This window comes from Streptomyces sp. NPDC051576 (genome assembly GCF_040681835.1).
GTDB lineage: Bacteria > Actinomycetota > Actinomycetes > Streptomycetales > Streptomycetaceae > Streptomyces.
Map to the genome: position 1 here is coordinate 1 of NZ_JBFAZO010000008.1, position 14424 is coordinate 14424.

General features: G+C 68.7%; 12 protein-coding genes and 2 pseudogenes. 6 read left to right on the plus strand and 8 right to left on the minus strand.

Annotation, left to right across the window (positions count from 1 at the left end):
- Positions 1-539 (plus strand): DUF6368 family protein (locus tag AB0M63_RS25560; RefSeq protein ID WP_366021024.1); only part of this gene is annotated, 539 nt, incomplete at its 5' end.
- 15 nt (positions 540-554) lie between these two features.
- Here the strand turns inward: AB0M63_RS25560 and AB0M63_RS25565 are convergent.
- Together AB0M63_RS25565 and AB0M63_RS25570 are read right to left on the minus strand one after the other, a co-directional pair.
- The gene (locus AB0M63_RS25565; RefSeq protein ID WP_366021025.1) at positions 555-689 is read right to left on the minus strand and encodes a hypothetical protein; all 135 of its coding nucleotides are present in this window, start codon (positions 687-689) and stop codon (positions 555-557) included.
- A gap of 75 nt (positions 690-764) precedes the next feature.
- A complete protein-coding gene (locus AB0M63_RS25570; protein WP_366021026.1) occupies positions 765-2183 on the minus strand; it encodes an ISL3 family transposase in 1419 nt (472 codons plus the stop codon).
- A gap of 553 nt (positions 2184-2736) precedes the next feature.
- Between AB0M63_RS25570 and AB0M63_RS25575 the strand changes: the two genes are divergently transcribed.
- On the plus strand, positions 2737-3477 hold the full coding sequence (locus AB0M63_RS25575; protein ID WP_366021027.1) for a CRISPR-associated endonuclease Cas3'': 741 nt from the start codon (positions 2737-2739) through the stop codon (positions 3475-3477).
- 134 nt (positions 3478-3611) lie between these two features.
- Positions 3612-4121: a hypothetical protein gene (locus AB0M63_RS25580; protein ID WP_366021028.1), complete on the plus strand. Its 510-nt coding sequence runs from the start codon at positions 3612-3614 to the stop codon at positions 4119-4121.
- Here the strand turns inward: AB0M63_RS25580 and AB0M63_RS25585 are convergent.
- From AB0M63_RS25585 to AB0M63_RS25595, 3 genes and pseudogenes are all read right to left on the minus strand, one after another.
- Positions 4069-4311, minus strand: a pseudogene (locus tag AB0M63_RS25585) (transposase); the annotation flags it as partial. The gene AB0M63_RS25580 and the pseudogene AB0M63_RS25585 sit on opposite strands and share 53 nt — an antisense overlap.
- Positions 4312-4342: 31 nt before the next feature.
- Positions 4343-4861, minus strand: a complete 519-nt coding sequence (locus tag AB0M63_RS25590) for a cupin domain-containing protein (protein WP_366021029.1) — start codon at positions 4859-4861, stop codon at positions 4343-4345.
- Between the two features lie 18 nt (positions 4862-4879).
- The gene (locus AB0M63_RS25595) at positions 4880-5824 is read right to left on the minus strand and encodes an NADP-dependent oxidoreductase (RefSeq protein WP_366021030.1); all 945 of its coding nucleotides are present in this window, start codon (positions 5822-5824) and stop codon (positions 4880-4882) included.
- A 214-nt stretch (positions 5825-6038) separates the two neighbouring features.
- On the opposite strand from AB0M63_RS25595, the gene AB0M63_RS25600 reads away from it, so the two are divergent.
- Positions 6039-7022 (plus strand): helix-turn-helix transcriptional regulator, encoded by a 984-nt coding sequence (locus AB0M63_RS25600; protein WP_366021031.1) that lies wholly within the window; start codon positions 6039-6041, stop codon positions 7020-7022.
- An 87-nt stretch (positions 7023-7109) separates the two neighbouring features.
- On the opposite strand, the gene AB0M63_RS25605 is transcribed toward AB0M63_RS25600, so the two are convergent.
- Positions 7110-7889, minus strand: a complete 780-nt coding sequence (locus AB0M63_RS25605; protein WP_366021032.1) for an IS5 family transposase — start codon at positions 7887-7889, stop codon at positions 7110-7112.
- A 375-nt stretch (positions 7890-8264) separates the two neighbouring features.
- Here AB0M63_RS25605 and AB0M63_RS25610 point away from each other — a divergent pair.
- Positions 8265-11259: pseudogene (locus AB0M63_RS25610) on the plus strand (Tn3 family transposase).
- Between the two features lie 112 nt (positions 11260-11371).
- Here the strand turns inward: AB0M63_RS25610 and AB0M63_RS25615 are convergent.
- Positions 11372-12244 carry a helix-turn-helix transcriptional regulator gene (locus tag AB0M63_RS25615; RefSeq protein WP_366021033.1) on the minus strand — a complete coding sequence of 291 codons (873 nt, stop codon included), beginning with the start codon at positions 12242-12244 and terminating at the stop codon, positions 11372-11374.
- A gap of 189 nt (positions 12245-12433) precedes the next feature.
- On the opposite strand from AB0M63_RS25615, the gene AB0M63_RS25620 reads away from it, so the two are divergent.
- Positions 12434-13195 (plus strand): SDR family NAD(P)-dependent oxidoreductase, encoded by a 762-nt coding sequence (locus AB0M63_RS25620; RefSeq protein ID WP_366021034.1) that lies wholly within the window; start codon positions 12434-12436, stop codon positions 13193-13195.
- A gap of 120 nt (positions 13196-13315) precedes the next feature.
- Here the strand turns inward: AB0M63_RS25620 and AB0M63_RS25625 are convergent, their stop codons facing one another.
- Entirely contained in the window at positions 13316-14290 is a 975-nt protein-coding gene (locus AB0M63_RS25625) for a site-specific integrase (RefSeq protein ID WP_366021035.1), read from the minus strand.
- Positions 14291-14424: the final 134 nt, after the last annotated feature.

The window sequence follows — 14424 nt, forward strand, 5'->3', positions numbered from 1 at the left end:
AACGTCACCCGCGCTCGCCTCGGACGCCTCACTCGCCAAGGCTTCCTCACCCAGCCCGGACGAGGCCGCTACCAGAAACGGACTTAACGCCCTCTGAGGAGAAGCGAGTCGGTGAGTACGACCTGCACATTCGTGTGGAAAGTCTCGGCATCACGAACACCGTGGGTGTCGACGGGCGTCGGCCCATCCTGGTCTCTCTCATGGGGCCCGGTATCGGTGACGAGGCTGTCTTCGAAGCCGAGCACGCCGACGAAGTCGACCAAGAGCCTCTCATTGGCTTCACCCCGACCCACGCGGTCGACGTCATCGCGTTCTGCAACAGTCCGGTTGACCACGCCGTCACAGCCCGGTTGACCGCCGCCATCATGGACGTGATCGGCGGCGTCGCCAACGCTGAACTGCGAGAAGACCAGGTGCCGATCGTCGGCGGCCTTCCCGGCATCGTCGCAACGACGAATGATCCGGGGCCTGCCGCGTATGGCTCTGCGAAGTTCCTCAGAGAGTGGAGCGAACAGCCCGGTTTCCGGCTTCTGAAGTAGCCGGAACTCATCGGCTCACGCGAGCAGTACCCGTTTGCGCAACAGCATGAAGCCGGCGCGGCCGAACATCTGCCGTTTGAGCATCTTGATCCGGTTGACGGCGCCTTCGACCAGGCCCGAGTTCCAGTCGGTGGTCAGTCCGGCGGTCACCGCGTCGAAGTCGCTGTGCAGGCCGGTGGCAAAGCTGCTGATGCCGGGGAGGTTGGCGTCGGTGGCCTCGGTGATTCACTCGGGCAGGCGGGTACCGCTGAGTGCGGCGAGCATCTCGGCGAACGAGCTGGTCAGCTCAGCTGCGGACGCCAGATCGGGGCAGCGGTCAAGCACGGCTTTGCGGTGCAGTTTCTCCCTCTCTGTGAGGGCGGCGGGGTGCCGGGTGAGCCAGCCGGTCACCTGCCGAACCGACGGTGGTGGCGGAGCGGGCGCGAAGCCTTCAGGTCGGGGCAGGTCGCGCTGGGCCCAGTCGCGGACGGTGGAGTAGTGGACGTGGAAGCCGCGGGCGGTGATCTCGTGGTGGAGGTCAAGGATTGTCACTTTTGCGTCAGTCTCGGCCCAGCGTTTTGCCAGGAAGGGCTTGAACGGGTCAAGTTTGCTGGGGAGTTGGCGCTTGCGGCCCTTGACCATGTCCTGCCAGTGGGCGGCGCGGGCGTATCGCTGGACTGTGTGGCGTCCCCAGCCCAGGTGGCGGGCGATGTGGCGGATTCCCATGCCTTGGTCGAGGAGTTCGTGGACGAGGGCGTGATGGGCGCGAGCCCGCTCGGCGAACCTGCCGGTCGGATCCTCCTCTTCGTCGTTCTGGCCGGAGTTCGCTTCGGAGGGTGTCTCCCAAACGGGCTCCGGTTCTGGGTTGGATGGAGGCAGGTCGCGCAGGCGGGCGCGGTGGGCTGCGACGGTCTTCTCGACCGCTGTGGCGAGGTTCTGCCTGAGGTGAAAGCGGTCAGCGACCTGGAGGGCCTGGGGTGCGGCGGTGTCGGCCGCCTCGGCATAGGCGCCGGCGCGGTCGCGGCAGATGACCTCGATTTCGGGATGGGCTGCGAGCCACGGGGCGAGGGTGGCGGCGTCGCGTTCGGGCAGCAGGTCGAGGACCTGGTGGGTCTCTCCGTCGATCACAACCGTTCCGTAGATGTGCCCTCGCCGCAGCGCGAAGTCGTCCACGCCGACGGCACGGGGACGCGTCGCGGTTGGGTCGGGCAGGTCCATCACCCGGCGCAGCAGCGTAGTCCGGCTGGTGGCGATGCCCATGAGCTCGGCGAGGCGAGCGCCGGCCCGGCCGGCCAGTGCCAGCCCGATCGCGCCCATCGTCTGCCGCAGCCGCTCGGTGACCCGACCGTGGCGGCGGGTCAGGCCGGGCACCTGCTCCACGAACGTCCGTCGGCCGCATGCTCTGGCCGTGCAGAAGAACCGCCGGACCCGCAATACGAGTTGTGCAGTCTGCCCGGCCGTGGGTAGGTCCGCGGGAAACCGCAGGTAGGAGCTGTGGATTCGTTCCGTCCAGTGGGAGCAGTCGGGGCAGGCGGCCCCGATGGGTGTGCACCGGGCCTCGACGCGTAACGCCTCGCCTTCCGTACGTACGGCCACGACAGCGACTCCCGGGATCGATGGGAACAACAACTCCTGCAACCGGGACAGCACCTCGTTCACGGCCATCGAATGTCGGCCGTGTCGCCCGCACGAGGAGCGATTTCAAGGCGACTTCCGTACCGCGCGACGGAAGATCAAACTACGGGGGGTGACCGCTTACGGAACTTGTGCCAGACCCCGAAGAATACCGCCCTAGCCACCCGCTGGCGCGAGGACGACTATCGACAACAACAGTGCCGGCCTCGCAAGGTGACTATCCCGCTGGCGCGGGGACGACAGGGGGACGGAAACTCTGAACGATGTACAGAGGAACTACCCCCGCTGGCGCGGGGACGACAGCAAGTCGCGCTCGCCGAGGGCCGGATGCGTGGAACTACCCCCGCTGGCGCGGGGACGACACTTTGTGAGCTGCGGTGATGCTAGCCAGGGTGTCTGTTTTGCTTTGCCTGTTGCGCAGTCACTCGGCCGGTTTCTGAGGGGTGTTGTCAGTGGTGGCCTCTATAGTGCCGCACAACTGTAGGCGCCGGGGGCGAGGGGAGTGTGCGGGGCATGGAAGACGGGCGTTCGGTTGTTGAGTTGATCCAGTCGATGGGGCTGGCGGCCTGCGGGCGTTTCGCGGGTGGCGTATTTGTGGGGGAATTCGGCTGCGCGTAACGGCGGGCGAAGGCATCTATTGCTCGGGCACCTGCTGGATACGGCTGCTGTTGGGGGTTTGTTGGACCGCTACGTGTCGCGGTCGTTACGGCGGCGTCTTGACGAGATCAGCGGTGGGCGTGGTCGGGCCTGGCTGATGTGGGTCTGCGGCATTCATGATTGCGGCAAGGCATGTCCGGCATTCCAGGCTGTGGACGCGGTGGAGGCGGCGCGTGTGCTGGCGACGGGCCTGGCGTGGGGGCGATTGCCGACGGACAGGAAGCAGCGCTGGCGCCACGATGTGGCGGGGGCGGCGATGTTGTTGCCCCGCATGAAGAAGGAGTGGGGGGATGAGGAGGCGGCCGCCTGGGTGTGGCCGCTGGTGGCGGGACATCACGGGACGTATCCGTCGGCTGGGACCCTGGCGCCCAAGCATCGGGAGGTGCAGGGCAGGGGAGCGGCGTGGGCTGATGTCCAGCGGGCGGTGGTGGACGTGTTCACACGGGCGGTGGGTTTCGAGGATCTGGCCGGTGTCCGTCCGGTGGGCGTGCTCAGCAAGGCGGAGCAGCTCGCCCTGTCGGGTCTGATCGTGATGGCGGACTGGATCGCCAGTGACAGCGAGCATTTCCGGGGTTTGTCGGATGCGCAGGATGTGTTGCCGGCCGGGGCAGTATGCCGTGCGGAGGAGGCGGGGGTTGAGGAACATCCATGTCAGATCGTGCGCTAAGAAGCCGTCTCTCCATCGAACATGATCGCTTTATTTCTGCTGGTCAGGCATGATCTGGCTCAGATTGAGGGAGGCATGCGGCGTCTTGTTTCGGCTCTGTGGTCGAGGGGTGCGCGACGGCGTCGGTGCTGGGAATGCTGGAGGAGCGGGAGACGGCGGCCCGGGTGCGGGTGGAGGGTCTGCGGGAGGAAGTCGCGCAGCTGGCTAGGGTGTTGGAGGCTGCGGAGATCGAGCTGGACCGGCGGGTGATCGCGCGGGAGGAACTGGTCGAGGCCCTGGCGGCCTCGGCTGCCGAGACCACCTCCGTGACCGGGACGGAGGTGGAACGCGTGGCCTCGCCCGCGCCGGTGCCGGGCTCGATCGTGCCGCCTTGGCGCGAAGGACTGCCGGTGCCAGTGCTGGCGCCGGACTACCAGCGGATTCTGGGCGTGCTGGAGGAGCGACAGCCCGTGGACCAGGGGCCGCTGAAGGCCGGGGAGATTACGGTTCGGCTGGGCTTGGAGACAACGTCGGCGAAGGTCGAGGGGGTGTGCTCCAAGGCCAGACGTCTGGGGGAGCGCGGGTGGCTCCTCCTGGAGGCATCGGGGATGTTCAGTGCCGGCCAGCGGCCCGTGGCCGTGCCAGAGGCCGGCTTATCCACGTGACCATCGACCACCGGATCAGCGTCGTCTCACTGCTGGCCGGCAATGTCTCGTAGTCCCGGGCGAGACGGCGGGAGCTCAGCAACCATGCGAACGTGCGCTCTGCCACCCAGCGTCTGGGGAGCACTACGAACCCTGTCGTGTCGTCGGTGCGCTTGACGATATCCAAGGTCAGGGCGAGTTTGTCCGCGGCAGACCGGTGCCGGGCTTGCCGGGCCTGCAAGTTACAGGAACTCGCTTCGGTAGGTCGAGGCCAACTCGGCGGCGCGGCGGCGGCGCTCCGCGAGTTCGTCCTCCGACAGTTGCGGGGGCGGCGCGTCCTTGCTGGCGATGACGTCACCGATGCGCATGAAGTACTCGTCCTGGCCGGCAGGGGCGCACATGCACAGCATGCGGGCAGGCGTACTCGATGCGTTGCGGAAGCTGTGCGGCGCGTTGGCCGGGATGTTGATAGTGGACCCGGCCCGTACGGTGTGCTTCTCGCCGCGGAAGGTGAACTCGATCTCGCCCTCGAGGATCGTGAACATCTCCTCGAAGTCGTGCCGGTGCGGCGGCGGGCCACCGCCGTCGGGGACGTGCATGTCGATCAGGCAGTACCGGCCGTTGGTCTGCTCGCCAGTGACCAGCATGGCGTACGTGTTGCCCACCAGCGAGATGTACGTCGTGCCGGGGTCGTCGGGGTTCGCCTCGGTCAGCGAGCGCGACGGATCGTCGTCGGGGATCATCGTGGTCGTCTCCTTCATGGGTCAGTCAGCTGGGCGTCAGGCGCCGGGCGTGACGACGACCTTGCCGCTGGGCAGTGCGCCCGCGGCGGCGTCGGCGTGCAGGGCCGGCAATTCGGCCAGCGGCACCCGCCGTGCCACCTCGACGCGCAGCTCGCCGCCGTCGATCAGCTCCACCAGGTGCGACAACTGCTCCGCGTCGCTGCGGACGAACAGATCGATGCCGCGTACACCGCGCTCCTCGTCGGTGGGCGCGGGCATCCACACCGTGGTGTTCACCAGGACACCGCCGGGGCGGATCAGGCCGAGAAGCGCATCCAGCTGTGCCGGTTCGACCGGGGCGAGGTTGAGCACGATGTCGACCGGCTGGCCGACCGCCGCGACGACGTCGGCGGTCGTGTGGTCGATGACCTCGTCCGCGCCCGCGGCCGTGACACGCTGGCTGCTGCGCGGACCGGCCGTGGCGATCACGTAGGCGCCGGCCTGCTTGGCCAACTGCACAGCGTAGCCGCCGACCGCTCCGCCCGCGCCGTTGACCAGCACGCGCTGCCCGGCGCTCAGCTTGGCGTGCTCGAACAGCGCCTGCCACGCGGTCAGGCCCACCAGTGGCAGCGCGGCCGCGTCGGACAGCGTGACGCTCTTGGGCGCCGGCGTCAGGGCCTCAACCGGTGCCAGGGCATACTCCGCGGCGGCGCCGGGTCCCGCCATCGGCAGGAAGCCGACGACCTGGTCCCCGACCTGGATGCCGGTCACGCCTTCGCCGAGCGCATCGATCATGCCGGCGACGTCGATGCCGGGTGTGTGCGGCAGCGTCACGGGGATCGGCCCCTGCATGAAACCGGCGCGGATGTTGGCGTCGACCGGGTTGAACGACGTTGCCGCAACACGGACCCGCACCTGCCCGGCGCCTGGATTCGGCTGCTCCACGTCCTCGTAACGCAGGACGTCGGGGTCGCCGTACTGGTGGAAACGCACTGCCTTCATAGTTTTTCTCACTTTCGCCCGAGGGGTCGCGGTCGCGTTGCTTCGCATGCGAAGCAAGGCACGGTGTCTGCGGTGCCGGGCACGGCCGGCAGGCGGTAGATCGTTGTGGGGGTCGAAGCGCCAGCCAAGCGTAGGAACAGCCGTGTGCAGAAGGGGTGTACCTTCGCGACACAGGATGGGATTCCGGCGACATCCTCATCGGGGCGGAGGACACATGACGAGCAGGCCGCGTTTCCTTGGCCCGGGCGGCAAGGTGGGCACGTTCAGCGTCGACGCCGACTCCACTGGCGCCGGTCGGGGAACGTGGGAGCCGTTCATCGACACCTGGAACGACCGGATGGGAGACCTGTACCCTCTGCCGGAATTCAGCGCTTCCACGGTCGACGGCTTCCAGGGGACGATGCGCTCGGTGACCCTGGAAGACACCGCCATCAACGAGCTCTGGGGCTCCTCACCCGTGAGCACCCGGGCAGTCGGAACGTACGAGCACGATCAGATCAGGTTGTACGTCGGGCTCCGCGGCGCGGTGGCCCTGCAGGACCCGCACGATCAGGGCGGTGACGCGTACGTCTCGGCCGGCACCTACTTCATGCACCATGTCGTGACGGAGAATCACTTCCACACCACGCCGGTGATCGGCACCCGCATCTTCATCTTTCCCGGCGACGCCCTGCGACCCCTGGTCGCCGGGAAACCGCGCACCGGTCAGGCAATCTCGCCCGCAGCGCAGATCCTCATGGCACACACCAGCATGGTGCAGCGAGCCGTGAGCGGCCTCAGCCCGGCGGGGGCGCACGCGTCCCGCGACGCCCTGCTCGAACTCGCCAAAGGGCTGATCCTTGACTACGTCGACGACCGCGAGCCCACGTTCACCCCGGCGCTGGCGCAGGCGGCCAAGGACCTGGCCGATGCCCGGCTCACCGACGCCGAGTTGTCGCCGGCCGCGATAGCCGCGCAACTACACGTATCAGTACGCACCTTGCAGCGGGCCTTCGCGAGTCTGGACGAGCCGTTCAGCGCCTACATCCGCCGCCGACGCCTGGAGGAAGCGGCCGAGGCGCTCACCGCCTCCGGATCACAGCTCAGCGTCTCCGAGGCCGCCGCGCTCTGGCATTTCACCGACAGCAGCCACTTCATCCGCGCTTTCAAGAAGCAATACCATGCGACACCAGCACAATTTGCACGCCGGCTGATGTGACGACTCAGCTGGCCACCGCGCGGAGCAGCGCCGGGAAGGCCGCGATGCTATCCACCACGTCCTCCGGTGTGACCACACGGCGACCCATCAGTGCCGGGCGGCGGGTCGTGGCCGTGCCAGACGCCGGCCCATCCGCGTGACCATCGACCACGGGATCATCGCCTCGCTGCTGACCGGCAACGTCTCGTAGTCACGGGCCAGCCGACGCGAATGCATTAGCCACCTGAACGTGCGCTCTGCCACCCAGCGTCTGGGCAGCACCACGAATCGCTCCATGTCGTCGGTGCGCTTGACGACCTCCAAGGTCAGCGCGAGTTTCTGACAGCACCAGTCGACGAGGGAGCCGGTGTAGCCGCCGTCGGCCCAGACGAGGGTGATATCGCGGTGCAGACGGCGCAGCCGCCGCAGCAGACCCGCCGCGGCGTCCCGGTCGCCGACGTTCGCGGCGGTGACACAGACGACCAGGAGCAGACCGAGCGTGTCGGTCACGATGTGCCGTTTGCGGCCGGGCACCTTCTTCCCGCCGTCGTAGCCGCGTGAGGAGGCCGGCACCGTCGCGGCGGCCCGCACCGACTGCGCGTCGATGACCCCCGCCGTGGGCTCGGCCTCACGGCCCTCACGCTCCCTGACCCGTCCGCGCAGCCGGTCATGGAACTCGCCGATCAGCCCGTGCTCGCGCCAGCGGCGGAAGAAGGCGTAGACGCGGCCCCAGTCGGGGAAGTCCGCGGGCATCGCCCGCCAGGAGATCCCGCCCGCGACCAGGTAGCGGATCGCGTCCAGCAGCTGGCGGGGCAGTAGCCCTCGGGCTGCCCGCCCCGTCCCTGAAGCCAGGCCGGCACCGGCAGCAACGGCCGGACGGCTGCCCACTCCGCGTTCGTCATGTCGGAGGGATACCGGCGTTCCCGGTGGGGATGGTCGGCCGCGTTGCCGTACACGTGCGCGAGGCAATCACACGATGGTGCAGCGGAGTTGAACTCGACGGGCTCGGACGCGTACAACAACGACACCAGGACCTCCCGGCATTGCTCGGTCAGATTCGCATCCCCGAGCTACCGAGGGGCCCTGTCTTCATGCGCGGACAACGCGAAGATCACCCCGGCGGGAAACCTGTTCGACCCGCACGTTCCATGATCGGTTGAGATACAGCTTCTAAGCCCTCGCGGCCTCGATTGGCGTTTTGACCTGGGTTGATCGTACGGCGCAGCCTTCGCGGGTCGATGTTGTCGATCTTCGGAGGACCTGGTGGCGGTCGAGTTTCTGTCGGATCAACAGGCAGCTCAGTACGCGGCGTTCAACGGAGCGCCGTCTCGTGCGGAGTTGGAGGTACTTCTTCCTGGATGACTCGGATCTGGAGAAAGTGCAGGCCAAGCGGCGTGCGCACAATCGGCTCGGGTTCGCGGTCCAGCTGACGAGTGTGCGCTACTTGGGTCGGTTCATGCCGGACCCGCGGCAGGTGCCGGCGGAGGTGGCTGAGTACCTGGCCGAGCAGTTGGGCATCGCCGATTCGTCGTGCCTGAAGGAGTACGGCGAGCGGGACGGGACGGCCCGTACGCATGCCGGGGAGATCCAGGAGGCTGGGGGTTGGCGTGACTTTGCCGAGGTGCGGGACGAGCTGAGCGAGTGGCTCGACGCGCGGGCCTGGACGACCGGCGACGGGCCGAAGTCGCTGTTCGACGCGGCGGCTGGGTGGCTGCGCGAGCGCCGGGTGCTGGTGCCCGGGGCCAGCCGCCTGGCCCGGCTGGTGGGCACGATCCGGGAGGCGGCGAGCAACCTGCTGTGGGACGCCCTCTATGGGCTGCTCAGCACCGGTCAGCGCGCGGTGCTGGACTCGCTGCTCTTCGTGCCACCAGGGGCCCGAGTGTCGGAGCTGGACCGGCTACGGCGCGGTCCGGTGCGGATCTCCGGGCCGCAAATGAAGTGGGCGCTGGAACGGGCCGAGGAGATCGCGGCCTTCGGGATGGGCGAGGTGGACGTGTCCGCGATACCGCCGCGGCGGCTGGCGGAGCTGTCGCGGTACGGGATCGGCGGTAAGGCGTCGCTGCTCAAGCGGCGCGGTGACTCCCGGCGCCTGGCCACGCTGCTGGCCACTTCGGTCTACCTGACGTCCCGGGCGGAGCGGGAGACGGCGAAGGAGAAGCTGAAGACCCTGCCGCGGGTGGAGAGGGCGTCGGCGAAGCTGGCCGCCGCGTTCCAGATCGTGTTCGACAGCACCAGCGAGCAGGTCGACACCGACACTGGGGAGATCAGCCCGCCCGAGGTGGAGACACTTGAGGCGATGTGGGAGCGGATCGAGCAGGTGGTGGCCCGGCACGAGCTGGCTGCGGCGATCGCGGCACTGTTCGAGCTGACTCCGCCGCTCGACTCGGACGCGGACGAGGCGTGGCGGGCCCAGCTGGTCACCCGGTTCGGCACCGTGCGGCCGTTCCTGAAGCTCCTGGTGACGGTGGTCGACTTCGGCGCCACCCCGGAGGGCCTGCCGATGCTGGAGGCGTTGAAGTCGCTGCCGGACTTGATGGGGCGCAAGAAGGTCGGCCCGGCTGAGATCGACACCGGCCTGCTCACCGGCTCCTGGCGGTGTCTGGTGCTCTCCGCGCCGCACGTGGAGCCGGGCACCGTGGACTGGGAGGCGTACACGTTCTGCGTGCTGGAGCACCTGCACCGGATGCTGCGGAGCAAGCAGGTGTTCGCGAAGAACTCCTCCAAGTGGGGCGACCCCCGCGCGAAGCTGCTGGATGGGGACGCGTGGGAGCAGGCCAAGCCCACCGTGCTTGCCTCGCTCAACCTGCCCGCCGGGGCGGGTGAGCACCTGGCGGCGCGGGCCGCGCTGCTGGACGGCACCTACCGTGAGGTGGCCGGGCGGGTGCCAGCGAACTCGCAGATCGTGTTCGACGACGACGGCCGTCTGCACTTCGCCGCCCTGGAGCCGGAGCCTGAACCCGCCTCCCTGCGCCAGCTGCGGGAGGCGGTGGAGGCGATGCTGCCCCGGGTCGACCTGCCGGAGGCGCTGCTGGAGGTGTTCTCGTGGACCGGCGCCGACCAGGCGTTCACCTCGGTCACCGGCGGCGAGGCGAGGCTGAAGGACCTGCACGTGACGGTCGTCGCGCTGCTGGTCGCGCACAGCTGCAACGTTGGCTACACCCCGGTCATCGGGGCCGCGGACGCCCTGAAGTACGGCCGCCTGTCCCATGTCGACCAGACGTATCTGCGGCTGGCGACGTACCGGGCGGCGAACGCCACGCTGATCGACTGCCAGGCGTCCATACCGCTCGTGCAGGCGTGGGGCGGCGGCCTGGTCGCCTCAGTGGACGGCATGCGGTTCGTCGTGCCCGTGCCGTCGGTGTACGCCCGGCCGAACCCGAAGTACTTCGGGCGCCGGGGCGGCGCCACCTGGCTCAACATGATCAACGACCAAGCGGCGGGGCTGGGCGGGAAGGTTGTGGCCGACACCCCGCGCGACTCGCTGTACGTACTGGACGTCCTCTACGACCGCGACGGCGGCAAGCGGCCCGAGATGATCGTCACCGACACCGCCTCTTACAGCGACATTGTCTTCGGGCTGCTCACCCTGGCGGGGTTCGCGTACGAGCCGCAGCTCGCGGACCTGCCGGACCAGAAGATGTGGCGCATCGACCGCACCGCCGACTACAGCGCCTTCCAGGACGCCGCCTGCAGCCGGATCGACCTCGCCAGGATCGAACGCCACTGGGAGGACATCCTTCGGATCATCCGCTCCATCCACACCGGGGCCGTGCGCGCGTACGACGTGATCCGGATGCTGTCCCGCGACGGCCGCCCCACGCCGCTCGGCGACGCGATCGCCCACTACGGGCGGATCGCCAAGACCCTGCACATCCTGCGCCTGGCCGACGCCCCCGGCTACCGCCGCCAGATCAAGATGCAGGCGAACCTCCAGGAGGGCCGCCACGCCCTCGCCCGGAAGATCTTCCATGGGAAGCAGGGGCAGCTGTACCAGCGCTACCAGGACGGCATGGAGGACCAGATCGGCGCCCTGGGCCTGGTCCTCAACGCCCTCGTGCTCTTCAACACGCGGTACATGGACGCCGCGGTGATTCAGCTGCGCGCGGATGGCTTCGACATCCGTGACGAGGACGTGGCCCGTCTCTCGCCGTTCGTCCGGCATCACATCAACATGCTCGGCCTGTACTCCTTTCAGCTTCCCGACCGGCCCGGTGGCCTGCGCCCGCTGCGCGACCCGGACGCCACCGACGAGGAATGACCGGGTCCTGGCCCGCACCGCCGGACGGGAGGACCATGGAGGTACGTCCGGCGGTGCGGCCAGTGCGGCATGGTGCGGGCTCTGGTTGCGACGCCGGGGCGGCGCGTGCTCGTCAGGGTGTCTTTGGGCGCGGGGCGTCCGCCGGTCTGTCGTGTGCTGTACCGGCGGACTCGGTGTGTGAGAGTGCGGCGAGGAGCCGCAGTTTCTCGTCGCTGTCGCTGTCCTTGTCGGGGTAGTAGACGACGAGGATGACGTCGCCGATGGCGAGTTTGTCTCGGTGGAGGTGTAGTTCACCGACAACGGGGTGGTGGACGGTGGTCGTGCCTCCGTCGAGGTTGCGGACGTCGTGTCGGGCCCACAGGGTGCGGAACCGCTGACTGGACAGTGCGAGTTCTCCGACGAGTTCGACGAACCGGGGGTTGTCGGTGTCGTCCCCGATGGTGGTGCGAAGGGCGGCGACAGAATCCGCGGTGGCCTTCGTCCAGTCCTGTTGGAATGCCTGTTCCTCGGGGTCGAGGAGGAGGGAGCGCAGCCGGTTCTTGCCGGGCTGCAGGCGGGGGGAGAGAGCGACCGCCATGGGGTTGGAGGCCAGGACATCGAACGCGCGCCCTTCGACGAACGCGGGGATCTGAAGGTGGGCGAGCAGCTCGTGCACGCGCGCCGGTACGTGCTCGGACCGCTTGCGCCGCGGAGCCCTGGGGCGTGCCGCCGCGAGGCCGAGCAGATACGTCCGCTCGATGTCGTCGAGCTGCAGGACCCGTGCGAGTGATTCGAGGACCTGCGGTGAGGGGTTCTTGTCACGGCCCCGTTCCAGGCGAAGGTAGTAGTCGGGACTGATTCCGGCGAGCAGGGCGACTTCCTCACGGCGCAGACCGGGCACGCGGCGGTTGCCCCCGGGCGGGAGTCCTGCCTGCGCCGGGGAGACCAGCTCACGCCGGGCACGAAGGTAGCTGCCGAGCCGGTTACCGGATTCCTCATCCTTCATACCGACACCGTAATGCGGCGCGCGTGTCCCAGAGGGGGCCCTGGCAGGACCAGGGAAGACGGGGGCCCTGCCACACCCGGCGGATGCCATCAAGACTGCGATAGCACTGTTTTGGAAGAGACAGAGAGCATCACTGTCTGCGCCGCGGGCCTGAACGCCAGCGGCGCCCTGGACCGAAGGGAAGACCTCGTGGATCTCTCCAACCGCACCGTTCTCATCGTCGGCGGAACCTCGGGTATCGGGCGAGAGCTGGCCCGGCGGTTCGCTGCGGCGGGCAGCACCGTGGCCGTTGGCGGCCGCAGCCCGGAGGCACTCTCGGAACTCGCCGAAGAAGGCTTCGGCACGATCAGCATCGACGTCACCGACAGTGCTTCCGTCGCATCTGCCCGTGACGCCGCGCTCGCCCGGTACCCCGAGCTGGACACCGTGGTGACGATGTCGGGGGTCATGCTCCTGGAGGACGTGCGCGACCCCGCGCACTTCGAGGCGGCAGCTACGACGATCGACACCAACCTGCTCGGCACGATCCGAGTCGTCGACGCCTTCACCCCGCACCTGGTCCGGCGGAGTACCGGCACCTTCATCACCGTCACCTCAGGCATCGCCTTCCTGCCGTTCCCGCCCATGCCCAGCTACGCCGCCTCGAAGGCTGCGGTGCACGCCTACTCCGAGGCACTGCGCGCGCAACTCGACGGCACCGGTGTCGGCGTCGTCGAGCTCGTCCCCCCGGCCGTCGCCACGGCAGGACAGGAAAAGGTGAACCCGCACGCGCTGCCGCTCGACGACTTCGCCACCGAGGTCATGCACCTGCTCTCGCAGGACCCCACCCCCCACGAGATCCTCGTGAAGGGCGTCTTGTTGCACCGTTGGGCCGAGCGCGACGGCACCTACGACGACCTCGTCGCACAGCGATCCCAGGCCCTGGCCATGCTCCCCAGCCGCCAAGGCTGACACCCTTCCCCTCCCGATCGGCGGCCTCCTCGCTCATTGCCCCCTGGGCGGCCAACGGGCAACCAGGCGTCCTGGATACGAACCCCGCCCCCGAACGGCCCCGCCCGCGCGGCGACAGTTTCAGGGGCGGGCGTCTCCGGGGGCGAGCAGGCTGGTGAGTTCGGCGATCGTCTCCGGGGAGGGCTTGAAGTAGCGGCGGGCGTTCTCCGGCTTCTTGTGCCGGGACTTGGCCATCAGCATCAGCAGCGAGGCGCCCTGCTCGCCGAGGTGGATCAGGGCAGGGTGGCGGTACTCGTGCAGGTCCCAGCCCGTTCCCAAGCCGCGCAGGGCGGTGTGCTCGTCCAGCAGCGCGCGGGCCTGCCCGTACGAGAGCCGGGCCAGCCCGGTGTCCGGGCACACGTCGCGAGAGCTGACGACCTTGCCGGGTCCCGGGCGGCGGTGGGTGACGAACACCGGCCCGCGCGTTCGCCCCTTGAGTAGTCGCGGCAGCAACCGGGCGGTGCCGGCGTCCCAGTAGACGGTCTCCAGCACGTAGTCCTTGCGCGCCTGGCCCCGGCGGCGGGCCTTGGTCCGGGCACCCTTCGCCTTCACCGGGCAGCGGCGCCCGGCGAGGTCCAGGTCGTCGATGCTCACGCCGAGGATCTCCTCCGCCCGTCCGGCGGTCTCGTAGAGCATCTGCCACAGCGTCTTCTCCCGCAGGTGCACCTCGCGCCGCGCGATCAGCCGGTCAATGGCCATCTTTGAGCGGGCGAGGGTCTCGGAGTCCGGCACCGCCAGCCGCTTTGCCCAGGCCGGGACCATCGGCCCTTCGTAGCCGCGATCCCGGCACCAGCCGAGCCAGGACAGCACCCCCGCCCGGCGGGAGTTCCAGGTGTTGACCGCCGCGGTGCCCCAGAGCAGTTCGAGGGCTTCGCCGATTTCATCGGCCGCGACCGAGGCCAGTGGCCGACCCTCGCCGATCCGCTCGGCGGTCTTGCCCACCCCGATCCCGTAGTTCCGGACCGTATTCGGGTTGCCGAGCGAGTCAAGGAACACGTCCGCCGCCGTGCGGACGGTCAATGCCATTCCAGCCGGCAACTGCACGATGGTGGGCACCGCTTCCCCCTTGCCGCAGATAACAGGTCCGCTTCACGCAGCGGCCGGAGAACGTCATCGCAGGTGACGGATCAAGCTACCGCAGATATTGGGGTGTTATCTGCGGGACGACTTCAAACCGGTCCCGCGCCCGA

Coding starts and splice junctions, on each gene's coding strand:
- AB0M63_RS25570 (WP_366021026.1), bottom strand. CDS start 2,183: ATGGCCGTGAACGAGGTGCTGTCCCGGTTGCAGGAGTTGTTGTTCCCA.
- AB0M63_RS25615 (WP_366021033.1), bottom strand. CDS start 12,244: ATGAAGGATGAGGAATCCGGTAACCGGCTCGGCAGCTACCTTCGTGCC.
- AB0M63_RS25600 (WP_366021031.1), top strand. CDS start 6,039: ATGACGAGCAGGCCGCGTTTCCTTGGCCCGGGCGGCAAGGTGGGCACG.
- AB0M63_RS25580 (WP_366021028.1), top strand. CDS start 3,612: ATGCTGGAGGAGCGGGAGACGGCGGCCCGGGTGCGGGTGGAGGGTCTG.
- AB0M63_RS25590 (WP_366021029.1), bottom strand. CDS start 4,861: ATGAAGGAGACGACCACGATGATCCCCGACGACGATCCGTCGCGCTCG.
- AB0M63_RS25595 (WP_366021030.1), bottom strand. CDS start 5,824: ATGAAGGCAGTGCGTTTCCACCAGTACGGCGACCCCGACGTCCTGCGT.